Genomic DNA, 22784 nt, shown 5'->3' on the forward strand with positions numbered 1-22784 from the left:
TATCCGTGCAGGGGAATCGTGAGTCACAGGCCCGGGGGCCCGGACCGGCGTGCGGCCGGTGGCTCACTTGGAGTGAAGCACCCGCTCAGAACCACTCCGGGCGCATGCGGGCGTAGGAGTCCTCGCCGGTCCGGCAGAGCTGGATGAGCAGCGGCACGCGCGGCAGTTCCGTGGCGAACCAGTACTGGGCCGCCGCCAGCTTGCCCTCGTGGAAGTCGCGGTCGCCGCCGCCCCGCGCGAGGCCCTCCTTCGCCGCCGCGGCCTGGGCCAGCCAGCGCCACGCCACCGCGAAGACGCTGAACAGGTCCAGGAAGTCCGCGCTGTGGCGCAGCATCAGCTCCACCTCGCCATTCATGCCGTGCGCGCCGAGCTCCGCCACCTGGCACCGGCGGCTCCGCGTCCATGGGACGGTAGGTGGGGTAGAGCACCTCGCGCGCGAAACGGCGGGTGCTGTCCAGCAGCAGGTCGAAGGTGTCGCGCGAGTGCTCCGAGAAGTCGGGCAGCGCGCACAGTGACGCCGCATCCAGCACCTCGTAGAGCTGGAAGTCCACGTCGCGGTCCGACAGCAGCGGATTGGGGCGGGGCGCGGTCATGCCCCGGGTGTTAACAGGAGCGCTACCAGGACGCGATGGGTGCTTCGAAGTCGATCGCGCCCCCGTTCTCTCCACCATTGTATGCCGAGCGCTTGTCCGCTCCGCGTGCGCGCTCGGGAGCCCCTGCTGGAGCGGGCTCCACCAGCAGCGGCAGGGCCAGCGCGCCGAGCATCGCCACCGCGAGCGTCGCCTCCACCGGCTCGCGCAGCGCACTGCTCGCGCGGGCCCGCAGACGGGCCAGCCCCCTGGCGCGCCGCGTGTATTCCGCCAGACGCAACCGCAACAGCCGCAACGTCGCGCTGCCCAGGGTGGCGAAGGCCAGGTTCCGTGTCGTACTCCGCCTGCGGATGAGGGGCAGGCCGTACGACTTGTGGCGTGGAGAGAGGACCCGCAGCACCGCGAGGGTGACCGCGGCCGTGCGCTGGTTCATGAACCCGGCGCGTGGGCGCTTCCGGAAGCGCGCTCGCCAGGACGAACGACTCGGGCTCCGGAACGATGGACTCCACATGGAACCGCCACTCCCCCCCGGATGCAGGCACTCCGTGCAGGCACATCCGCTCCGGAAAGGTGATGCCGCCGGGCCGATCCGCCATGTAGGGAGCGCTCGGCCCCTGGCTGCCTGGAGGCTGAAAGGGGAGGGAGAGGAGCGCACGCCCGCTCGTCCGCCTGACGGTGTTCCCTGTTACACTTGTAGCCACGCTCAGGGGGTGACGCGATGAGATACGCGGAGCCGGAAACGGTGGAGGAGGGGCTCGCGCTCCTCGCCGCCCATGACGATGCGCGCTGCCTCGCCGGCGGTGCCTCGCTGGTGGCGATGATGAACGCGGGCCGGGTCGCGCCCGGGATGCTGGTCAGCCTGCACCGCATCCCGGAGCTGTCCGACATCACGGAGACCGGGGACGGGCTGTGGCTCGGGGCCATGTGCACACACCGCGGGGTGGCGGCCGAGCCGCGCCTGCGCGGGGCCATGGCCGTCGTGCGGAGCGCGGCGGGGCAGCTCGCGCACCCGGCCATCCGCAACATGGCCACGCTCGGAGGTTCCGTGTGCCTGGCGGACCCACACACGGAGCTGCCCGCGGCCCTCGTCGCCGCCTCGGCGCGGGCGGAGGTCGCGGGCCCCGGTGGCCGGCGCCTCGTTCCCGTCGAGTCACTCCTCGTGGACGGCTTCCGCACGTCGCTCCAGCGCGGGGAGCTGGTCACCCGCGTCTTCATCCCCCGGGGCACCGACGGCGCCGTGGGCCACCACCTGCGCTTCAGCCGCGTGTCGTCGGACTACCCGACGGTGTCCCTCTCGCTGGTGCTCGTCATGGACGGCGACACGTGCCGGCAGGCGCGCGTCGTGGTGGGGGCCAGCGGGCCAGTGCCGCTCCACGTGGACGCGGCGGACCAGCGGCTCGTGGGCACCCGGCTGGAGGAGGCGGACGTGGCCGAGGCGGGACGGCTCCTCGTCCGCGCCGCCACGCCCCTCGATGATGTCCGCGGCTCGGCGGAGTACCGGCGCATGCTGATTCCCCGCCTGCTCGGCCGCGCCCTGTCCCAGGCCCGGGAGCATGCCCATGTCTGACAAGGTCTCCCTTTCCCTCTGCCTCAACGGCGCGGAGCACGCGCTCACCGTGGCCCCGGAGCGCACGCTGCTGGACGTGCTGCGCGAGGACGTGCGCGCCACGGGCACCCGGCGTGGCTGTGACGAGGGCAACTGCGGCGCCTGCACCGTGCTGGTGGACGGCGTGCCCGTGCTGTCGTGCCTGACGCTGGCGGTGAGGATGCGCGGCCGCGCCATCACCACCGTCGAGGGCGTGCAGACGGGCGCCGAGCTGCATCCGGTACAGCGGGCGCTCGTGCGGCACGGCGCGGTGCAGTGTGGCTTCTGCATGTCCGGCATCGTCCTCACCGCGAAGGCGCTGCTGGAGCGCAACCCATCCCCCACCGCCGAGGAGGTCCGGCAGGCGCTCGGCAGCAACGTGTGCCGGTGCTCGGGCTACGCGCGCGTGGTGGAGGCCATCGTCTCGCTGGGAGGTCGTCCATGAGCAGCCACCCGAAGCCGGAGCCCGTGGGCGACGTCGTCGGCGCTTCCGTGCCCAAGCCGGACGCGCGCGAGAAGGTGACGGGGCGCGCCGTCTACACGGATGACCTGCGCGTGCCCGGAATGCTGCATGGCGTGCTGCTCGGCAGCCCGCATGCCCATGCGCGCATCCTCTCGTACGACACCTCGCTGGCGAAGGCGCTGCCCGGCGTGCGCGCCGTGCTCACGGCCGAGGACCTGCCGCCCGTGGACATCGGCGCCGTCATCAAGGACCAGCCGCTGCTCGCGCGCGGCAAGGTGCGCTACGTGGGTGAGCCCGTGGCCGCCGTCGCCGCGGTGGACCCGACGACGGCGCGCAGGGCGCTCGAGCTCATCCGCGTCCAGTACGAGGTCCTTCCCCCGGTCTTCGACGCCGAGGCGGCGCTGCGCCCGGACGCGCCCGTGCTCCACGCGCCGCGAGGCCCCGGGCACCCCAACGCCGCCTCGCACATCCGGCTCATCGAGGGCGAGCCGGACGGGGCGTGGGCGAAGTGCGACGTCATCATCGAGGACGTCTACGAGACGCCCGCGCAGCAGCACATCTACCTGGAGCCGTGCTCGACGCTGGCGGAGGTGGACCCGGACACCGGCCGAATCACCCTTCACACGTCCACGCAGACCGCATTCCGGGTGCAGGCCATCACCGCCGAGGCGCTGGCGGTGCCCATGTCCCGCATCCGCGTCCTGGTGCCCCGCGTGGGCGGCGCGTTCGGCGGCAAGGTGGAGTCCACCAACCAGCCCATCACCGCCGCGCTGGCGCTGGCCACCGGGGCGCCGGTGAAGATGACCTTCTCCCGCACCGACGACATGACGATGATGCGCTCGCGCCACGGAGCGCGCATCCACATGCGCACGGGCGCCACGCGGGACGGACGCATCCTCGCGCGCCAGGTGCGCATCTACTTCGACACCGGGGCCTACGCGGACGACGGACCCTTCGTCGCCAACATCGGCAGCTACTTCGCGCGCGGGCCGTATCGCATCCCCCACGTCGACGTGGAGTGCTGGTGCGTCTACACCAACAAGCTGCGCGCCGGAGCGTTCCGTGGCTTCGGCAACCCGCAAATCCACTTCGCCAGCGAGGTGCAGGTGGACCGGCTCGCCGAGGCGCTGGGGATGGACCCCATCGAATTGCGGCTGCGCAACGCGCTGGAGACGGGCGAGAAGTGGCTGGGCGGCGCGCCGGTGGAGAGCGGCACGCTGCACGCCTGCCTGGAGCGCGCCCGCGAGGTGTCGGACTGGCAGCGGCGCCGGCAGCGCGCGCCCCCGGCTCCCGGGAAGCGGCGAGGCATTGGCATGGCGGCCGTGGCCCACGTCTCCGGGCTGCTGGGCTCCAGCGCCACCGTGCGCATCAACGAGGACGGCTCCGTCAACGTGAGCACCGGCGCGGTGGACACGGGGCAGGGTTCGGACACCGCGCTCGCGCAGGTGGCGGCGGGCGCCCTGGGCGTGCCGCTGAGCCAGCTCCACTTCAGCCGCCCCGACACGGACACGTCTCCCTACGACTGGTGCACCGGCGGCACCCGCACGACGTTCACCGTGGGCCACGTCATCACCCAGGCGTGCGAGCAGGTCCGCGAGCAGCTCTTCGAGCACGCGAGCGCGATGCTCCAGCGCCCCGTCCAGCAACTGGAGCTGCGGCCCGGCGGCCACGTGGGCGTGCGCGGCGAGCCCGGGACGTCCGTCTCCTTCGGCGCCATCTCCGGGTACGCGCTCTACGTCGCCGGAGGCCCCATCCTCGCCTCCGCGCGCTGGCTGTTCCCCGCGTGGCAGCTCGACACGCAGAGGACGCACGTCGAGGGGCTGACGTCCATGGGCAATGGCTTCTTCGTGTTCGCCGCGCAGGTGGCCGAGGTGGAGGTGGACGAGCTGACGGGCCACGTCGAGGTGCTGGAGGCGTGGAGCGTCCACGACGTGGGCCGCGTCATCAACCCCGCCGCCGCGGAAGGGCAGATTCAGGGCGGCTTCGTCCAGGGCCTGGGCTACGCGCTGACGGAGGAGCTGCTGTGGAAGGAGGGCCACCTCCTCAACCCCACCATGGGCGGCTACAAGGTGCCCGGCGCGCTGGACGTGCCCCGCGCCATCCACTCCGTCCTCTTGGAGCACCCCGCCGGGCCCGGGCCCTTCGGCGCCAAGGGCGTCGCGGAGGTCAGCCTCGTGGGCGTGGCCCCCGCCATCTGCAACGCCATCCGCCACGCCACGGGCGCGAACATCCGGCGGATACCGGCCACCGGCGAGCGCGTGCTGCGGGAGCTGCTGGCCCGCGAGACACAAGGAGGCCACTGACAGGCGCCACCGGGTGGCGGAAGGGCGTAGGGCCGCCCGGCCGCCCGGTGGGGGGACTGCCCTCGGGGACGATTGTCGGCTGCTGGAAAGGCTGCTCTCCGTCGAAAGGGAGCGGCCCGGACGCGCTGTTAACGTCGGGTGCCTCCCATGACGCACCCCCTCCCCAGCCCTCCGGCCGGCCCGCCGGAGGAACCCCCGGCGCCCACCGCATTGGCCAATCTCCCCGCGGGAGACCTCTTCCGTCAGATTTCCGAGAGCATTCCCCAGCTCATCTGGCTGACGCGGCCCGACGGCTACCACGAGTACTACAACCAGCCCTGGTACGATTACACCGGCCTGACACCCGAGCAGTCGGTGGGCCCGGGATGGCGCCTGGCCTTCCACCCGGATGATTTGGAAGAGGCCGGGCGGCGCTGGGCCGAGGCCCTGCGCACCGGCGAGCCCTACGAGGTGGAGTACCGCTGCCGCCGGCATGACGGAGTGTGGCGCTGGTTCCTCGGCCGCGCCCGCCCGGTGCGCGACGAGAGCGGCCATATCGTCCGGTGGTTCGGCACCTGCACGGACATCGACGACCAGCGGCGCGCCGCGGACGCCATGCGCCTGCTGGATGAGGCCAGCTCGCTGCTGTCCTCCTCGCAGCTGGACTACGAGGCCACGCTGGTGGCGCTGACGCGGCTGGCGGTGCCGTCCCTGGCGGACTGGTGCACCATCGAAATCGCCGAGGCGGATGGCACCACCCGGCAGGTGGGCGTGGCGCACGTGGACCCGGCCAAGGTGCGCTGGGCCGAGGAGCTGCGGCTGCGCTACCCGCCGAAGCCCGAGGATGAGTACGGAGTGCTCGCCGTCATCCGCGCGGGCCAGCCGAGGCTGGTGCCGGAGATTACCGACGAGATGCTCGAGTCCGGCACGTACGACGCGGAGCACCTGCGCATCGCGCGCGAATTGGGGCTGCGCTCGGCGCTGGTGTTGCCCTTGACGGCGCGCGGGCGCACCCTGGGCGCGCTCATGCTCGTCAGCGCCGAGTCCGGCCGGCGCTACTCCGCCGCGGACATGCCGCTGGCCGAGCAGCTCGCCTCGCGCGCCGCCCTGGCGGTGGACAACGCGCGCCTGTTCCGCGATGCGCAGGAGGCGCTGCGGCGCAGCGAGAAGGAGCGGCGCGTCGCCGAGACGCTGATGCGCATCGGCGGCTCGCTGGCCTCCGAGCTGGACGCGACGAAGCTCGTGCAGCGCATCACCGACGAGACGGTGGCCCTCACGGGCGCCGCCTTCGGTGCCTTCTTCGAGAACCTGGTGGACGAGCGGGGCGAGTCGTACATGCTGTACACGCTGTCCGGCGCGCCGCGCGAGGCCTTCGCGAAGTTCCCCATGCCGCGCGCCACCGCCGTCTTCGGCCCCACCTTCCGGGGCGAGGGCACCGTGCTGCTGGACGACGTGAAGAAGCACCCGCACTACGGGAAGAGCGCGCCCTACCACGGCATGCCTCCGGGGCACCTGCCGGTGTGCAGCTACCTCGCCGTGTCGGTGGTGAGCCGCTCGGGCGCCATCCTGGGCGGGCTCTTCTTCGGACACCCGGAGCCGGGGCGCTTCACCGCCGAGCACGCGCGCCTGGTGGAGGGCGTGGCCTCGCAGGCGGCGGTGGCGCTGGACAACGCGCGCCTCTTCCAGGACGCGCGGCGGATGGAGCAGCGCTTCCGCTCGCTCGTCACCGCCTCCGCGCAGGCCGTGTGGGTGACGCAGCCGAATGGCGACGTGGTGGAGGACAGCCCCTCCTGGCGCGCCTTCACCGGGCAGACGTACGAGGAGTGGCGGGGCCACGGGTGGCTGGACGCCGTCCACCCGGAGGACCGGGAGATGGCGGCCCGGGTCTGGCGCGACGCCGTGGCGCAGCGGACCCACTACGAGGTGGAGTACCGGCTGCGCCGCCCGGACGGCAGCTACTCCCCCACGCGCGTGCGCGGCGTGCCCGTCTTCAACGCGGACGGCAGCGTGCGCGAGTGGGTGGGCACCAACACGGACATCACCGTCCAGCGCCGCGCCGAGGAGAGCGCCCGCCGGCTGGACCGCGAGAAGGCCGCCCGCCGGCTGGAGGCCCTGCGCGCCGAGGTGAGCCAGGCGCTGTCGCGCGAGGGCACCGTGCCCGACATCCTCCAGGCCTGCGCGGAGGCCCTGGCGAGACACCTGAGCGCGAACGCGGCGCGGCTGTGGCTGCACGTGCGCGGCGCGGACCTGCTGGAGCTGGCGGGCAACGCGGGCCCCTCGGCCCTGCCCCGTGACAGGTGGGCCCGGCTCACCTTCGAGCAGGGGCTGCCGGGCGCGGTGGCCCGCACGCGCGAGCAGGTCTGGGTGGATGACCTGGAGGAGGACGCGCGCCTGCTGGACCTCGCGTGGGTGCGGGAGACGGGGTGCCGCGCCTTCTCGGGCATCCCCCTGCTGGTGCGCGACGAGCTGGTGGGCGTGCTCGGCGTCTACAACCGCCAGTCGCTGAACGAGGACGCGGTGGCGGCGCTGGCCGCGGTGGCGGACGCCATCGCCCAGGGCGTGGAGCGCCGCCGCGCCGAGGAGGCCCTCAAGCAGCACGCGCAGGAGCTGGCGCGCTCCAACGAGGAGCTGCAGCAGTTCGCCTACGTGGCGTCGCACGACCTGCAGGAGCCCCTGCGCATGGTGGCCAGCTACACGCAGCTCCTGGGCCGCCGGTACCGGGGCAAGCTGGACGCGGACGCGGACGAGTTCATCCACTACGCCGTGGACGGCGTCACCCGCATGCAGCGGCTCATCCAGGACCTGCTCGCCTATTCACGCGTGGGCACGCGCGGCCGCGAGCCGAAGCCGGTGGACGCCGTTCGGGCGCTGGAGCGGGCGAAGGCCAACCTCCAAGCCTCCATCCAGGAGACCGGGGCCACGGTGCTGTCGGGCGCCCTGCCGCAGGTGTTCGCGGACGAGACGCAGCTGGCCCAGGTGTTCCAGAACCTCATCGGCAACGCGCTCAAGTTCCATGGCGCGGCGCCGCCTCACGTGGAGGTCTCCGGCGAGCAGCGGGGCACGGAGGTCCGCTTCGCGGTGAAGGACCGGGGCATCGGCATCGACCCGCAGTACTTCGACCGCATCTTCATCATCTTCCAGCGCCTGCACGCCAAGGAAGAGTACCCGGGCACGGGCATCGGGCTGGCCATCTGCAAGAAAATCATCGAGCGTCACGGTGGCCGCATCGGTGTGGAGTCCCAGCAGGGGCAGGGGACGACCTTCTGGTTCACCCTGCCGGCCGCGCCGTCCACCCCGGGAGCGTAGAGACATCATGAGTGACGACACTGGACGACCGATTGAAATCCTCCTGGTGGAGGACAACCCCGGCGACGTGCGGCTGACCATCGAGGCCCTCAAGGAGGGCAAGGTGCGCAACATCCTCTCCGTGGCGCGTGACGGCGTGGAGGCGCTGGCCTTCCTGCGGCGCGAGGGCCCGCATGCGAAAGCGGCCCGGCCGGACCTCATCCTGTTGGACTTGAACCTTCCCCGGAAGGACGGGCGCGAGGTGCTGGCGGAAATCAAGGAGGACGTCTCGCTGCGCCGCATCCCCGTGGTGGTGCTCACCACGTCCAAGGCCGAGGAGGACATCCTCCGCACGTACGACCTGCACGCCAACTGCTACATCGCCAAGCCGGTGGACCTGGAGCAGTTCATCTCCGTGGTGCGTTCCATCGACGACTTCTGGCTGTCGGTGGTGCGGCTGCCACCCAAGCCCGAGGTGTCATGAGCTCCCGCGCGTTGGACGAGCGCGCGCTGCGCGTGCTGCTGGTGGAGGACAACCCGGGCGACGCGCGGCTCCTCCAGGAGGAGCTGCGGGAGTTCTCCTCCGCGAACATCGAGCTGGTCCACGTGGACCTCATGGCCGAGGCGCTGCGCGTGGTGGAGACGGCGCGCGTGGACGCGGTGCTGCTGGATTTGTCGCTGCCGGATGGGGCGGGGCTGGGCAACATCTCGCGCCTGTTGCAGGCCGCGCCCGCGACGCCGCTGGTGGTCCTCACCGGCACGGACGACGAGCGGCTGGCGGTGCAGGCCGTGCACGAGGGCGCGCAGGACTACCTCGTGAAGGGCCAGGTGACGGGGCCGCTGCTGGTGCGCGCGCTGCGCTACGCGATTGAGCGCAAGCGGGTGGAGGAGGGGCTCAAGCGCGAGGAGGCCGCGCGGCAGACGGCGGTGTTCCGCGAGCAGTTCCTCGGCATCCTCGGGCACGACCTGCGCAATCCGCTGCAGGCCATCTCCGGCAACGCGGCGCTGCTGTTGCGCTACGGCGGGCTGGCCGAGCCCCAGCGCAAGGCCGTCAACCGCATCTCCATCTCCGCGGACCGCATGGCGCGGATGATCAACGACCTGCTGGACTTCACCCGGACGCGGCTGGGCGGCGGCTACGCGCTGAGCCGCACGCGGATGAACCTGCACGAGGTGGTGCGGCAGGTGGTGGAGGAGCTGGAGGTGGCGCACCCGAAGCGCCAATTCGAGCTGGGCCTGTCCGGCAACGGCTGGGGGGAGTGGGACGCGGACCGCATCGCCCAGGCCGTCTCCAACCTGGTGGGCAACGCCGTGCAGTACTCGCCGGAGGACACGGCGGTGAGCGTGTCACTGCGAGACCAGGAGGGCGGCGTGCGGCTGGAGGTCCACAACTGGGGGCTGCCCATTCCCGCCGAGCGACTGCCCCACATCTTCGACCCGTTCGTGCGCGCCGGGGACATGCGCAGCGCGCAGCGCAACGGGCTGGGGCTGGGGCTCTACATCACCCACGAAATCGTGCGCGCCCACGGAGGACTGCTGCGGGTGACCTCCACCGCGCAGGGCGGCACCCGCTTCTGCATGGACCTGCCGCGCCACGTCGCCCCCGCGGCCGCCGTCGGCTAGGGACGGCGGCGCGGGAGGGGCAGGGACTTCAGCTCCCCTGCTTCGGGCCCGACCCATGTCGGTGAGGGCGCAGCGCCTTTCCGCACACAGTGAAGCGCACAGCCGAACCTGTCGGAATCATTATGGAAATGGCCTTATTTAAGGCCGCTTTCCTTGGTGGGAGCCCTATTTAATTATACGCCTGTTGACTTAAATAGGGCTCGTTCGAATGGTGGCTGCATGACTGACACCTCACCTGCGCCTTCGAGGATGGGCCGGTTCGTGGAGACCACCGCCGCCGGGGAGCGTGTGCGGTCGTTCGTCCCGCCGCCCTTGCCGCCAGCCCCGCCTATCGATGTCCTGGGATTGCTGAACCGGCTCAGCCTCGCCGAGCGGGCACTGGGCCGCCTCGATGGCACACGATGCTCCTGCCGCGTCAGGAGCTGTTCCTCTACATGTACGTGCGCAAGGAGGCAGTGCTCTCCTCGCAGATTGAGGGGACGCAGTCGACGCTGTCCGACCTGCTCCGGTTCGAGACCGAGGCTCAGGAGGGTCAGCCCATTGACGATGTCCGTGAGGTCTCCAATTACGTCGACGCGATGATGTACGGGCTTGAGCGACTCAAGGAGTTTCCACTCTCGCTCCGGCTCATTCGCGAGATGCATGCACGGTTGCTACAGAGCGGACGCGGTGGCACGAAGGACCCGGGTGAGTTTCGTCGCTCGCAGAACTGGATCGGAGGGACTCGACCCGGAAATGCCCTGTACGTTCCGCCTCCAGTGACGGAACTCGACGACTGCCTCAGCGCCCTCGAGAACTTCATGCACGAGGAGCAGTCCCGGCTGCCGGCCCTCATCAAGGCGGGGCTCCTGCACGTGCAGTTCGAGAGCATCCACCCCTTCCTCGACGGCAATGGCCGCATCGGCCGCCTCCTGGTGACGCTCTATCTCTGTGTTCAGGGCGTGCTCCGCAAGCCGCTGCTCTATCTGAGCCTCTATCTGAAGACGCGCCGGGCCGATTACTACCGGCTACTCCAGGAGGTTCGCGAGCGGGGCGCATGGGAGGCCTGGCTCGAATTCTCCCTTGAGGGAGTCGAGGAGACGGCGAACCAGGCGTTCGAAGCGGCGACAAGAATCGTCGAACTCTTCAAGCGAGACCGGGAGCGCATCACGGCTGAGAGTGAGCGCGCCAACTCAGCGCTTCGTGTGCACGAGTTGCTGCAGACGCAGCCGTACCTCACGTCGAACCAGCTCGTAGAACGGACCGGACTGACCGCCCCCACGGTGAACGCGGCGCTTGCGGACTTGGAGCGTCTGGGCATCGTGGAGGAGGTCACTGGACGTAAGCGAGGCCGTGTCTTCGCGTACCGTGGCTACCTCGCCATCTTGAACGAGGGGACGTCTCCGTTGCAGGAGACGCTGTAGGGCCGATGTCCTGGCCCGACAGGTATCCAAAGAGTCAGACCTGCGGAGCGCTCTCACTGAGCGACTCGCTCGCGCCCACCTGGACCTGTCGCGCCACGTCGCCCCCGCGGCCGCTGTCGGCTGACACGAAATGCATCGGGGCTGGCCCATCGGGGCCAGTCCCTGCATCCGTCCTGGAGCCTCGGGCTCCCCGTCCGTGATGGCGCGGGAACGGCCCGGCTCCGACGGGAGGCTCAGCTTCCCTGCTTCGGGCCCGAGTCGCGGTGGCCCGTCTGCGAGGGGCCGCTGTACGTGACGTTGCGCTCCTCGTCGGTGGCGCCCTTCTCGCTCTCGATTTCGGACTTGCCGTAGATGGCCTTGCGGGCCTCCTCCGTCATCTTGCCCTCCTCGTTCATGGGGGCGCCTTCCTTGTTCTTGCGCGGCATGGCCTTCTCCGTTGCTGGAATGGTGTCGCGTTACCTCCCAAAGGTCGGAAGGCGGACGGGGCGCGGCAAGGCGGTGCCCGTCGTGCGCAGGACGGGCGCGGGAGCGAGCCACGCGGCGAGGGGAATGCGTGCAGCCGCGAGGCGCGGAGCCCGGAACGATGCCTGCCCGCCCGGTGGCAGGGCAGGCGTTCTTGAGGGGGGCGTGCAGGGAGGCAGGGCCACAGGCGGCGGGAAGACACACCTTTCGGACGTGAGTGAACGCGGCCGCCGTCGTGGGACGCGCGGCCCCCGAACCGTGAGGTCACCGTATGGAGATTCTCGGATTCACCGTGGTGGGGGTCATCATCTTCTTCGCGCTCATCTTCGCGGTCATCATTGGAGGCGCCTTCGGCAACAAGCAGCTGAAGCACCTCCGGGAGCTGACCGAGCAGCAGCGGGCCGCCGGGCTGACGGGCGACTCCACCATGAACGACCCCCACGCCATGGACTACGACGACAAGCGCCACGTGCCGGCGTAGTCCGCCGCGCCAGCGACTTCAGCGGGGCCGCGGGCTGTAGTAGCGACGCAGCCAGCGGCTCAGCCCGTCCAGGCCGGGGAAGAGCACGCGCTCGGTGACGTTGGCCTGGTCCAGCTTGTCGCGCACCTCCCACTTGAGGGAGGCGGGGACGATGAGCCGGCGCACGCCCTTCTCCTGGTCCTCGAGGAACTCGTCGAGGCGCAGCGCCGGCCCGTTCATCACCGAGAAGAGCGCGAACTGGTTGATGATGCGCGCGTCCAGCGAGGGCGGCTCGAAGAAGAGCACGAAGGGGTGCTTCGCCAGCCGGTCGAAGGTGGACAGGTCCCCCGCCACCTGGGTGAGCATCTCCGCCGTGAAGACGTCCGCGCCCTCCCGCTGGAGCTGGGTCTTCAGCGGCCGGGGCAGCAGGCGGTTCGTCACGCGGTAGTCCACGCACCACACCACGCCGTCCTGGTTCGCGAGGTCCGTGTCCTCCGTCAGGAAGTGCAGCGCGACGTAGGGGCTGAACGTCCAGTCCAGCAGCCGCGTCGGCAGCCCGTGGTGCTGGGCCAGGGCCAGCCAGTCCCAGAGCGACTCCATGCGCGGCTGCGGCACGCCCGGCGCGTACTTGCGGAAGGCGCGCAGCAGGTCCCTCTCCTGCCGCACGAACATGCCCTTGCGGTTGAGCGCGGTGGACAGGTCGTGCTCCACGTGCGGCATGCCCCGGAAGACGAAGCTGGGCCGGTGGCGGCCCAGCTTCTCGTTCCAGGAGTCCGCGAAGAGCGCTTCCTGCAGCTCCACCCACGTGTTCACCCGCTGCTCACGCATGGTGGGTGCCTCTTACGGGAGGCGGCCCCGGAGCGCCAGGGTTCACGCATAGCGGCGGACCATGCGTGCGCAGAAGTCGGCGAATTCCTCCGCCTGCAGCGGCGGGCTGGTGTGGTGCGGCTTGTGGCCGCGGTGCTCCGGCGTGAAGCAGAAGGTCAGCGTCACGTCGAAGTCCTCCAGCGCCATCATCTGCCGGTCGAACCAGGCGTCCGCGTTGGGGCGGAAGCTGTCCGCCCAGCTCAGGCCGGTGCGCAGCTTCCTCACGCCCAGCTTCTTCAGCCAGGACACCGCGTCGTCCAGCCGGTGGTCCTCGAAGTGGAACCACTGGCAGATGCCCATCTTCGGCGTGTAGTCCGCGAAGTGGCGCAGCGCCTTCTTCGGCGTGCCGTCCTCGCGAATCAGCCCCATGTAGAAGTGCCGGTAGTACGACGAGCCCTCCGCCTCGCGGTGCCGCGTCGTCGCCGGCCACGCCTTGGGCAAATCATAGAGGCTGTACCAGTGCACGCGCGGCGCCAGGTCCAGCAGCAGCTCCGCGCTGCGGCGCAGGCCGAACTCCTGCACCTCCTCGGCGCCGAAGGTGGAGACGCCCACCTCCGTAATCCACACCGGGTGCTTCACGATGGACTGGATTTCGCGGTAGCGCGTGGGCCACTCGTCAAGCTGCCAGTGGTTCCAGTCCAGCGGGAAGCCGTGGATGGCCACCACGTCCACGTGGTCCAGCACGCCCTGGCCTTCCAGGTTGCGGATGAAGCCCGCGTCGATGGGGGACATGCCGCCCAGCACCCGCGTCATGTCGGGCCGCTCCGCCTTCACCGCTTCCCCGGCGAGCTTCGCCATGTTGGCGAACATCCGCCAGCCCTCGTCGACTTCGAAGTCCCAGTGGGACTTGTTGTTCGGCTCGTTCCAGAGCTTCACGGCTTCAATCATGGATGCGTACTCCTAGGTGCGCGGATAGACGGCGCGGGGGTACTGGTACGAGAACTCGCGGCGGCGGCAGATGTAGAACTCGTGCGCGGGGTTCTGGACGATGTCGAAGCCGGCGGCGCGCAGCAGGGCCTCCACGCCGGCACGGTTGGGAACCCACCAGTTCGTCCAGTCGTGCGCGTAGCTGTCCTCGATGAAGTACGCGAGCGGGAAGGACAGGTCCTCGAAGATGGCGCGCTCCTCGAACGGATAGTCACGCTCCACCTTCGGCACGCTCTGGCTGCCGCGCTGCATGCTCTGGAAGACGAGCGTGTCCTTCACCACGTGCTCACGCAGCAAATCCAACGCGAGCAGCGGGTGGCGCAGGTGGTAGAGCACGCCCATGAAGAGGACGAGGTCGAACTTCTCGCGCAGGGCGCCGACGTCGTAGACGTCCAGCAGGCGGAACTCGATGTCCAGCCCGTTCACCTCCGCGGCGAAGCGGGCCTGGTTCAGGTAGCGCTCGTCGCTGTCGATGCCGACGACGCGCGCGGCCCCGCGCCGCTTCAGCTCCATGGCGTAGAAGCCGGCGTTGCAGCCGATGTCCAGCACCGTCCTGCCCGTGAGGTCCTGCGGAATGGCACCGGAGATGTAGCGCCAGTTCATGGCGGGGTAGTCGCCCAGGAAGTGGTTGGGCGCGGTGCGCACGCCCTTGAGGTCCAGGTTGTGGAACCAGTCGCCCAGGCTGCGAACGCGCTCCTCGATTTCCCGCGGCGTCATGGCCGCGGCGCTCTTCGACGGGTTGGGGCTCATGCGGGCTCCTGCGCTTCGAGGGAGAAGTCGGGGGTGTCGGCCAGGTCGCTGCTGGCGCGCGGGGACGCGGGCTCGATGACGCCCAGCCGCTGCACGGCCTCGCGGTAGCCGTGCAGGGTCCCCACGTCCATGTACGCCTCGCCGGCTCGCACCGCGGTGGCTCGGCCGCCCCGCTCCATCCACGCATTGACGAGCGTGCCCAGGTACGGGTCCCTCGGCTCCCGGGTGAGCCACAGCGCGTGCAGTTCGCGCAGCACGGCGCCGGTGAGCTTGAAGGCGCCCCATATCCAGTGGGACGCGGCGCCCTGCTGCTTCACCTGGATTTCGCGGACGGACACCACCTCGCCATCGCCGTCGGTGACGACGGCGTCGAAGAGCTCCGGCGTCTCCACCGGGAAGAGGAGGAAGGACAGCCCGCCGCCGGGCAAGCGCGCGAGGCCGTCCTCGGGGAACCAGACGGTGTCCGGCAGTCCGACGACGACCTCCTCGTCCGGAGGGATGAAGGGCAGGGCGCGGAAGATGGAGTCGCACAGGCCGAGCGGCTCCTCCTGCACGGCGTAGCAGACTTGCGCGGGCCCCACGCGGCCCCGGTAGTACTCGATGATGTCGGACTTGCCCGGGGAGATGACGAAGCAGAGCTTGCGCGCGCCCGCGTGCAGCATGCGGTCCACGAGGTACTCACTCACCGCGCGGGGGCGCTCCGTCTTGCCGTCGTGACGCCCTCCGACGGGGAGCAGCTCCTTGGAGAAGGCGAGTGGCTGGATGCGGCTTCCGATTCCGGCGGCTGGAATGATTCCCCACATATGGCCTCACGTCCTCATGGCATCGGGTTCGACGCACGCGGGGTCGAGCAGCGCCACCAGCTCGCGGGCGCGGTGCTCGGAGGTGTGCTCGGCGAGGACGCGCTCCCGGGCGGCGCGGCCGATGCGGGAGAGTTCCTCGGGTGAGCGGGACAGGGCCTCCACCGTGTCCTCGGTGGTGCGGCACACGAGGATTTCCTCGCCGGGGCGGAAGAAGGTGTCGAGGCCCTCCCAGTCGTCACTGAGCACGGGCGTGCCGCAGGCGCCGGCCTCGAAGAGGCGGCCCGAGGGGCAGTAGCCCATGGCGGCCATGGGCGCGCGGGTGACGTTGAGGGTGAGCGCGGACGAGCAGTAGAAGGCCGGGTGCTCCGGCGGCGGCAGGTGCTGGACGAACCAGAGGTTCCGCGTCCACGCGAAGTCCGCGGGGTACTGCGCGCCGCCGATGACGAAGCGGCGGTGGGGCAGCTTGCGCGCGGGCTCCAGGAAGAAGCGCTCCAGCGCGGCCTGCCGGTTGGCGGCGTACGTGCCCAGGTAGCTCAGGTCACCGCGGTAGGATTCCTTCGGAGGGGTGGCCCGGTACGCCGCGGGGTCCACGTGGCCGTAGAGCGGGGCCACGCGCCGCGCGCCCAGCTCCTGCCGGAGCGCGTGCAGCGCCATGCCGCCGGTGTAGCTGAGGACGAGGTCGAAGCCGCCCAGCCCCTCCGGCGGCAGGTACTCCACCGTCTCGCCCGCGCGCGTGCGCTCGACGGTGACGGGCGTGTCCAAATCGTAGAAGCACTTCACGGCCGCGCGCGAGTCCAGCACCAGCCGCGAGGCGGCGACGCCGTCCGGGCAGTAGGACGTCACCATCGCCACGTCCGCGTCCGCGAGTTCCCGCCTCGCGCGCGGCAGCACGTCCTCCCAGCCGGGGTAGAGCACCAGCTCGCCGCCGGGCGGCAGCTCCTTGAGGTCGCGGTGCGGGGCGTAGAAGGGCAGGTCCCTCTCGAAGAAGACGACGCGGTGGCCCCAGGACGTCAGCGACGCGATGAGGCCGCGCCACAGCGTGGCGTGGCCATTGCCCCAGGACGAGCTGACCGCGAGACCGAAGATGACGAGCTTCATGCCGTCTCCATCGGAAGACTGAGGGACGCGAGCTGCACCTCGAGCAGGCGTCTCACCGTGGGGGCCAGGCGCATCTGCCCCAGCCTGCGCAGCTGCTCGGGGCGAAGGCGCGCGAGCGTGTAGGCCACCTTGCGCCGGCTGTGCTCCGGGTCGAAGTAGCGGATGAAGCCGGAGGAGTTCAGCGAGAAGAAGGACAGCGCGTCCGCGTCGTTGAGCAGCGCGAGGTCCGGGTCTCCGCCGGGGCGCTCGTGCTTCGCCACCAGTTCCTTCACGCGGCGGCAGGTGGCGTCGTCCGCGCCCACCTCCTCCAGCACCTCGCGCGTCATCTCCGCGCCGCGCGCCGCGTGCGCGTCCTTGAAGGCCTGGTAGTCCTTCGCGTGGTGCTCCACGCGCTTGTCGGCTTCCGACAGCAGCCGCTCCACGTCGTGGAAGAGGGCGGCGGCCTGCACCGCGAGGCTCGCGTCCGGGCGCAGCCGCAGCACCCACTGCCACGCGTCCAGCGCGTGCTGGTAGTCCGCGCGCACCAGCGGGCGGCTCAGGTCATGGAGCGCGCGGTGGCGCGCGAGCAGCCGGTCGAAGAGGGGACCGGCGGAGGCCGCGTTGCGGCGGCCCACGAGGCCCTGGTAGCGGGTGAGGACCTCCAGCGCGGCGATGACGAGCGCCTCGCGGTGCGCGCCCTCCAGGTGCAGCGAGAGCGGCTCGGTGCCCTCGGCCGCGCCGAAGACGCGCCCGTCCCAGTCGAAGGGGTCGAACGTCGCGGAGGCCCACTCGCCCACGTCCAGGCGCAGCACGCGGCTGCCATGACCGGCGGACAGCGGACCCACCTCCACGGTGGGGAACTCCGCCTGCACCAGCGACCAGCCGTCTCCAACCGGGGGGCCCTCGTTGCCGTAGTCGGAGAGCAGGAGCTGGCGGAGCATGGGCCCTTCCTTCGAGCGACACACGACGCCCGAGCAGGTTGCCCGGCAAGCTGTAGTCACACGTCCCCGCCGCCCACTACCTCCCAAGCCAATAGGGCCGTGGCCTACCTCACAGAGAGGATGGAGCGTGTGCGTCCGTCAACGCGCGGAGCGTCGCGGAGAGCATCCCTGGCACGGAAGCTCAGGCCACGCGGATGTCGGAGGACGGCGGAGTGTTGGTGGGCAGACGGCTGGGGTGGGTGAGCCGGCGCAAGAGGCGCGACAGCTCATCCGGAGCGAAGGGCTTGCGCAGCAGGCACACCGCGCCCTCGAAGCTGGGCAGCTCCAGGTCCAGGCCGGTGGTGAGGACGACGGGCAGCTCCGCCAGCTCGCGCTGCGCGTGCAGCAGCCGGATGAGGTCGCGGCCCAGGATATCGGGCAGCACCCAATCCAGCACCAGCACGTCCACGCGCGGCTCGGTGAAGAAGGCCTTCAGCGCGGCGAAGCCATTGGTGCAGGGGACGACGCGGTAGCCCTCCAGCTCGATAGCCTCGGCCAGCGTCTCGCACAGCAGGGCATCATCCTCGGCCAGGACGACGACGGGACGGTGAGGCATACGGACGTGCTCGCTTCCCGGAAGAGAGGACGGGCGGGAGGAAGTTCCGGGGATTCAGGCTCCGCCGTGGGAAAGGAACCCCGGCTCTCTCGCCACCTCGTCCCGAGGCAGCGCGCGGCGCTTCGAGTCCGTTCCCACGGCGGCCGGGCAGGCTACGGCCGGCCGGGGTCGGCGGGCTGGTTGAAGGCGTAGGCGTCCGCGCCGGGCGCCCGGTCCTCGCGGAACAGGGGGCACTTGGCGCAGGTGAAGCTGTCCCAGTCCTTCTTCACGGCGACGTCGATGCAGCCTCCGTAGAAGCGGCAGTGGACGTTGCGGTGCTCCTCGATGGCGAAGGTCTCTGCCCGCAGAGGCAGGCGGAACTCGGTGGGACGCGGCTGTGGACAGGACATGATGGCTCTCTTGCCCCCCTCGTGAAGGCTGTAATCCCACTACCTGCTGGTGCAGGACGTCATTCCCGAAGCGTCACGGGCGCGTCGCGAGACTCGCGAGGCAGGCCTCATGGGCTCCAGCAGGGGGCGTCGTTCTCTAACGACGCGAGGGGTCGCGCGCATCGGGCCGCCACGGAGCCCGGACATGCCCGGCTCCCCTCCCGCGAGGGGGCCGAGCGGGCGCGCGTGAGCCAACGTCAGACGGCCAGCGACTTCTCGATGTCCGCCAGCTTGAAGCGGGCGAGCGCGAGGTTGGCGTTGCTGCGGTGCAGGGCGAGGTAGAGGAACAGGCCCTCGCGCGTCGAGAGCGGGCGGATGACGTGGTACTGCTCGCCCAGGGTGATGAGGATGTCCTCGATGCGGTCCTTGAGCCCGAGCGCGTTCATCGTCTTGAGCTTGGCGCGCACCACCTCGGTGTTGCCGGCCGCCGCGGCCTCGACGTTGAAGGTAGGGCTGCCGCCGATGCTGCCCAGGGTCATTCCGCTCTTCGCGTCCACGAGGCAGGCCGCGAAGGCGCCCTCGATCTTCAGCGACTCTTCCAGCGACTGCTTCACGTTGGCCATGGGGATTCTCTCTTCGGGGGAGTGCGGGGGAGGGGGCTGCGAAACCGGAGGCACCAGCTCTTCCAGGCGGAAGGTGAGCTGGCTGGAGTAGGCCCGGGGCTGGGGCACGAAGAGCGCCTGCGCGTCCGTGAGAGCGAGCAGCGCCCGGAGCTGACGGCTCAAGTGCTGGAGCAGCAGTCCGCGGACGGTCTCCCGGGGCACCAGCCCCCAGGCCACCAGCGTCTCGCAGAAGTTGCCGCCCTTCTTGCGGCACTCGGCCATCACCTGCTCGATGTCGTCGCGGCTCACCAGCCGCTCCTCCATCAGCAGCGACGAGAAGTTGGGCGCGGAGGGCTCGGTGATGACCACCCACGCCACCTTGCGCTCCACCACGAAGATGCGACCCGACAGGGAGGCGGACTTCACCACCACCTCGCCGCCCTGCTTGCTCTCCAGCGCCTCCCGCAGCACGGTCCGCACCACGTGCCGCGGCTGCGAGGACACTGTTCGAGGTGCCGGTTCCATGGGGGGCGAGCAGCGGGGCCGTACGAGTGGGGTCGCCCAAGAACCAGGCAGACGTGGCTATATATTGCTAAATTGAATTTTCGCAACCCTGCTGGAATTCTGTTGAGTTTCGAGCAGTGTGGGGTATTGAATCACCCTCTTGGGTTGAGGGGAACCCCTTACGGCCGGGCTGGTGGGCATGAGGCCGGGCCGGCGATGGGCGGCTGCCAGGAGCGGGCCGGGGAGGCATCCTCACGGGATGCTCCGAGCAACGCGCGGGAGCGGTGGGCCCGCCCTGGTCATCGACTGCCACACGCACCTGAATCGCTACACGCCCGAGGCCCCGGCGACACTGGCGGAGCGCTACGCGCTGCTGCGCGCGGAGATGGAGACGCACGGCATCCGGCAAGCGCTGGTGCTGTCCTCGTACGCGGTGACGCCGGAGCGGCCGAGCACCCGCGACATCCTCGAGCTGGTGGGGAACGACGCGCGCATCGGCGTCGTGGCCGGGGTGCGGCTCGGCCGTGACAGGGCCGAGGAGCTGGCGGAATTGCGTGAGCTGCTGGAGGCCGGGCGCATCAAGGGGCTGAAGCTGTATCCCGGCTACGAGCCGTTCTACGTGCACGACGCCGGGCTGCGCGAGCTGTACGCACTGGCGGGGCGCTTCCACGTGCCGGTGATGATTCACACGGGCGACACGTACGCACCGAAGGCGCGCGTGAAGTACGCGCACCCGCTGACGGTGGACGAGGCCGCCGTCGAGTTCCCCGACGTCACCTTCGTCCTCTGCCACCTGGGCAACCCCTGGTTCGCGGACGCGATGGAGGTCGTCTACAAGAACGCGAACGTCTACGCGGACATCTCCGGCCTCACGCTGGGGGCCTTCGAGGAGCGCTTCGAGCGCTTCGCGCTGGGCAAGGTCAACGAGGCGCTCGCGTACATCAACAACCCCGACAAGCTGCTCTTCGGCAGCGACTGGCCCATCTCCGACATCGGCAGCTACCTGGACTTCACGCGGCGGCTGGACGCCACGCCCGAGGAGCGCGAGGGCCTGTTGTGGCGGAACGCCGCGCGCGTGTTCCGGCTGGAGCTGGAGGGCGCCCCTGGAGCCACCCATGGAGACGACCGGACTGCCTGAGCACCGCGTGGTGGAGGTGACGGACGAGCGCGGCCCGCTCGCGCGCCGCGCGATTTCCCTCATCCAGGAGGCCATCTGGGACGTGCACCCCACGGGCTTCCTCCTGAGGGAGCTGGAGGAGACCCGGCGCGGCACCGCGCGCGGCGGGGGCTACCACCTGCTGGCCATGGTGGGCGCCGACGACGAGGAGCCGCTCGCGGCGGCGGCGGGCGCGTACCTGCAGGCGGTGAATGCCGGCTTCGTCTCGTACCTCGCCGTGCGCGAGGACCTGCGGGGCCGGGGGCTGGGGCGCGCGCTGCGGGAGCACCTGCTGGACACCTTCCGCGCGCAGGCCCGGCGGGAAGGCGGCGCGGAGCTGGGCAACGTGCTGGGCGAGGTGGAGCGCGAGAGCCCCTGGCTGCGGATGATGGTGCGCGAGGGCCGGGTGATGCCGCTCGCCTTCCCGTACTTCCACCCGTGGATGTCGCGCCACTCGGAGGGTTACTACGCGCTCTACCGCGAGCCCCTGGCGGACACGCGGCCCGAGCTGCCCGCGGAGGAGGTGGCCGACATGGTGGACGCCATCTGGCGCCGCGCCTACCGCGTCCACGCTCCGCAGCAGCGCGACACCTGGCGGTACATGATGGAGTCCCTGAAGGACCGCGCCACCGTGGGCGCGGACCCGGACTTTCTCCGGCCGCTCTCGTCCTGACGGCCGGTGGGGATGCCATACTCACCCGGCCTGGGGCGGGCTCGGTCCCCAGGCGTCCAGGGGGAGGGCCGCATGTGGCTGGAGAAGGGTGAGCATGGGTGGAGCGGGGAGCGGACTCCCGATTGGACGGATTACGTCGCTTTCGCCATCGTGTTTCCGCTCCTGTGCATACCGCTCGTGGTGGGGGGGGCTGGCGCCTTCCTCTGGGGCGGCCTCATCTACTACTTCGTGTGGCGAGTGGCGCCGGGCGCGGGGCTGGCGTCCCTTCCCGGGGCCTTCCAGCCCGTCGTCCTGCCCCTCGCGGGGTTTGTCTTGCTGTTCATCACCATGCTCGGAGAGCTCCTGCTGCGGGGAGTCCTCTCCGTCGGCTGGGAGATACTCTCGGAATCGCTCCGGCAGTTGTGCCGCGAGCGAGTGGTCCTCGACCACGACGGGGTGACGCGCGGGTTGTCGTTCGGGCCCTGGCGCTGGGAGCATCGCGCGCGGCGCCAGGACGTGGTGGACGTGGAGGAGGAGGCCCACGGGGGCATCGTGGTGTCCCTGGCCAGCGGCGAGGAGCTGCGACTGGATGGCTTCGACTCCACGAAGCAGCCGACGGAGGAGCGGCTGGCCCTCCTGCGCGAGGTCCTTGGCGTCCCGAGCGAGATGGAGCGGCTCTCGGGCCGGGTGCCTCCGGGGTGGGAGTCGCGGACGCAGCCGGACGGCGTGCTCGCACTCGAGCCCACGCGGTGGCTCCGCGCGCGAGCGGCATGGTGGGACGGTGTCATGACGCCCATCTACGCCCTGGGGGCCGTGCTCGTGGCTTGCCGGGTGGTGCTGGATGGCCGGGACTGGCAGCGCCTCCTGTTCGCCCTGGTCCTGGGAGGGCTGGCGGTGTGGACCACGCTGTGGGGCCGGTGCTACCTGCGGGGATGGCGCCGCATGGAGGTCCAGCCCGGCGTGCTGGTCTGCGTGGACCGCGGGCTTTTTCGCACCAGTTCCACCCGGTACGAAGCGCCCCTGGCGCTCGCCGTGGTGCGGACGGGGAAATCCAAGTGGCGCGTCACCCATGACCTCTGGGGAGAGCACTCCGGAGGCCGCGTCCGCCTGTGCACCCGCACCCGGTTCGAGTCCGAGTCCCCGCGCCGGCTGGAGCACCTGGGGTGCTGGCTCGGCCGGCACCTGGGGGTGACACTCTCGCTCGAGCGGGCGGGTCCGCGCCGCGAGGAGGAGTCCTCCCAGAAGCAGAGGGCGGCCCCGAAGCGCCGCGTGGGCTGAAGCGGTCCGCCCGTGCCCCCCGGAAGGGAGGGCAGGCGGGCGTGCGGCCGAAGTCTTCACCCGGCGGGTGCTTTCCCCGAAGATGCGGGCCATGCCTGTCCCCCCGCGAAG

The 22784-nt window shown here is 70.7% G+C and carries 22 protein-coding genes and 1 pseudogene; 11 read left to right on the forward strand and 12 right to left on the reverse strand.

Features of this window, described 5'->3' with window-relative positions; translation table 11 throughout:
- Nucleotides 1-85 precede the first annotated feature (85 nt).
- A pseudogene (locus tag HG543_RS18755) lies at nt 86-379 on the reverse strand (acyl-CoA dehydrogenase C-terminal domain-containing protein); the annotation flags it as partial.
- Nucleotides 380-615: 236 nt separating this feature from the next.
- A complete protein-coding gene (locus tag HG543_RS18765; protein WP_169346170.1) occupies nt 616-1023 on the reverse strand; it encodes a hypothetical protein in 408 nt (135 codons plus the stop codon).
- A 285-nt stretch (nt 1024-1308) separates the two neighbouring features.
- On the opposite strand from HG543_RS18765, the gene HG543_RS18770 reads away from it, so the two are divergent.
- The 7 genes from HG543_RS18770 to HG543_RS18800 all read left to right on the forward strand — a co-directional run bounded on the left by HG543_RS18770 (nt 1309) and on the right by HG543_RS18800 (nt 11231).
- Nucleotides 1309-2157 carry an FAD binding domain-containing protein gene (locus HG543_RS18770; RefSeq protein WP_169346171.1) on the forward strand — a complete coding sequence of 283 codons (849 nt, stop codon included), beginning with the start codon at nt 1309-1311 and terminating at the stop codon, nt 2155-2157.
- A complete protein-coding gene (locus HG543_RS18775; RefSeq protein WP_169346172.1) occupies nt 2150-2620 on the forward strand; it encodes a (2Fe-2S)-binding protein in 471 nt (156 codons plus the stop codon). The genes HG543_RS18770 and HG543_RS18775 overlap by 8 nt, the downstream gene beginning before the upstream one ends.
- Complete coding sequence (locus HG543_RS18780) at nt 2617-4941, forward strand: xanthine dehydrogenase family protein molybdopterin-binding subunit (RefSeq protein WP_169346173.1); 2325 nt, start codon at nt 2617-2619, stop codon at nt 4939-4941. Before HG543_RS18775 ends, HG543_RS18780 begins: the two co-directional genes overlap by 4 nt.
- Before the next feature lie 147 nt (nt 4942-5088).
- On the forward strand, nt 5089-8226 hold the full coding sequence (locus tag HG543_RS18785) for a GAF domain-containing protein (RefSeq protein WP_169346174.1): 3138 nt from the start codon (nt 5089-5091) through the stop codon (nt 8224-8226).
- Nucleotides 8227-8233: 7 nt separating this feature from the next.
- Nucleotides 8234-8689 carry a response regulator gene (locus HG543_RS18790; protein ID WP_169346175.1) on the forward strand — a complete coding sequence of 152 codons (456 nt, stop codon included), beginning with the start codon at nt 8234-8236 and terminating at the stop codon, nt 8687-8689.
- Nucleotides 8686-9828, forward strand: a complete 1143-nt coding sequence (locus tag HG543_RS18795) for an ATP-binding response regulator (protein WP_169346176.1) — start codon at nt 8686-8688, stop codon at nt 9826-9828. The genes HG543_RS18790 and HG543_RS18795 overlap by 4 nt, the downstream gene beginning before the upstream one ends.
- 401 nt (nt 9829-10229) lie before the next feature.
- Nucleotides 10230-11231 carry a Fic family protein gene (locus HG543_RS18800; RefSeq protein WP_246357145.1) on the forward strand — a complete coding sequence of 334 codons (1002 nt, stop codon included), beginning with the start codon at nt 10230-10232 and terminating at the stop codon, nt 11229-11231.
- Nucleotides 11232-11464: 233 nt separating this feature from the next.
- Here HG543_RS18800 and HG543_RS18805 read toward each other — a convergent pair whose 3' ends face one another.
- Complete coding sequence (locus HG543_RS18805) at nt 11465-11656, reverse strand: hypothetical protein (protein ID WP_169346177.1); 192 nt, start codon at nt 11654-11656, stop codon at nt 11465-11467.
- A gap of 308 nt (nt 11657-11964) precedes the next feature.
- On the opposite strand from HG543_RS18805, the gene HG543_RS18810 reads away from it, so the two are divergent.
- Nucleotides 11965-12174, forward strand: a complete 210-nt coding sequence (locus HG543_RS18810) for a hypothetical protein (protein WP_169346178.1) — start codon at nt 11965-11967, stop codon at nt 12172-12174.
- A gap of 18 nt (nt 12175-12192) precedes the next feature.
- Here the strand turns inward: HG543_RS18810 and HG543_RS18815 are convergent, their stop codons facing one another.
- From HG543_RS18815 to HG543_RS55430, 9 genes are all read right to left on the reverse strand, one after another.
- Complete coding sequence (locus tag HG543_RS18815; RefSeq protein ID WP_169346179.1) at nt 12193-12981, reverse strand: FRG domain-containing protein; 789 nt, start codon at nt 12979-12981, stop codon at nt 12193-12195.
- 42 nt (nt 12982-13023) lie between these two features.
- Entirely contained in the window at nt 13024-13908 is an 885-nt protein-coding gene (locus HG543_RS18820; protein ID WP_169346180.1) for a glycoside hydrolase 5 family protein, read from the reverse strand.
- A gap of 12 nt (nt 13909-13920) precedes the next feature.
- Entirely contained in the window at nt 13921-14697 is a 777-nt protein-coding gene (locus HG543_RS18825) for a TIGR04290 family methyltransferase (protein ID WP_246357146.1), read from the reverse strand.
- On the reverse strand, nt 14694-15500 hold the full coding sequence (locus tag HG543_RS18830; RefSeq protein WP_169346181.1) for a nucleotidyltransferase family protein: 807 nt from the start codon (nt 15498-15500) through the stop codon (nt 14694-14696). The genes HG543_RS18825 and HG543_RS18830 overlap by 4 nt, the downstream gene beginning before the upstream one ends.
- A 6-nt stretch (nt 15501-15506) precedes the next feature.
- Nucleotides 15507-16598, reverse strand: a complete 1092-nt coding sequence (locus tag HG543_RS18835) for a CgeB family protein (protein ID WP_169346182.1) — start codon at nt 16596-16598, stop codon at nt 15507-15509.
- Entirely contained in the window at nt 16595-17518 is a 924-nt protein-coding gene (locus HG543_RS18840) for a DUF4202 family protein (RefSeq protein ID WP_169346183.1), read from the reverse strand. Before HG543_RS18840 ends, HG543_RS18835 begins: the two co-directional genes overlap by 4 nt.
- 181 nt (nt 17519-17699) lie before the next feature.
- On the reverse strand, nt 17700-18113 hold the full coding sequence (locus HG543_RS18845; RefSeq protein WP_169346184.1) for a response regulator: 414 nt from the start codon (nt 18111-18113) through the stop codon (nt 17700-17702).
- 152 nt (nt 18114-18265) lie between these two features.
- Nucleotides 18266-18502 carry a hypothetical protein gene (locus HG543_RS18850; RefSeq protein ID WP_169346185.1) on the reverse strand — a complete coding sequence of 79 codons (237 nt, stop codon included), beginning with the start codon at nt 18500-18502 and terminating at the stop codon, nt 18266-18268.
- Nucleotides 18503-18738: 236 nt separating this feature from the next.
- Nucleotides 18739-19587: a hypothetical protein gene (locus tag HG543_RS55430; protein ID WP_343073389.1), complete on the reverse strand. Its 849-nt coding sequence runs from the start codon at nt 19585-19587 to the stop codon at nt 18739-18741.
- 259 nt (nt 19588-19846) lie between these two features.
- Here HG543_RS55430 and HG543_RS18860 point away from each other — a divergent pair, with 259 nt between their 5' ends.
- The 3 genes from HG543_RS18860 to HG543_RS18870 all read left to right on the forward strand — a co-directional run bounded on the left by HG543_RS18860 (nt 19847) and on the right by HG543_RS18870 (nt 22673).
- A complete protein-coding gene (locus HG543_RS18860; protein ID WP_169346186.1) occupies nt 19847-20725 on the forward strand; it encodes an amidohydrolase family protein in 879 nt (292 codons plus the stop codon).
- Nucleotides 20703-21416, forward strand: a complete 714-nt coding sequence (locus HG543_RS18865) for a GNAT family N-acetyltransferase (protein ID WP_169346187.1) — start codon at nt 20703-20705, stop codon at nt 21414-21416. Before HG543_RS18860 ends, HG543_RS18865 begins: the two co-directional genes overlap by 23 nt.
- Before the next feature lie 72 nt (nt 21417-21488).
- On the forward strand, nt 21489-22673 hold the full coding sequence (locus HG543_RS18870) for a hypothetical protein (RefSeq protein ID WP_169346188.1): 1185 nt from the start codon (nt 21489-21491) through the stop codon (nt 22671-22673).
- Nucleotides 22674-22784: the final 111 nt, after the last annotated feature.

Origin of the sequence: Pyxidicoccus fallax (genome assembly GCF_012933655.1) — a bacterium.
Classification (GTDB): Bacteria; Myxococcota; Myxococcia; order Myxococcales; family Myxococcaceae; genus Myxococcus; species Myxococcus fallax.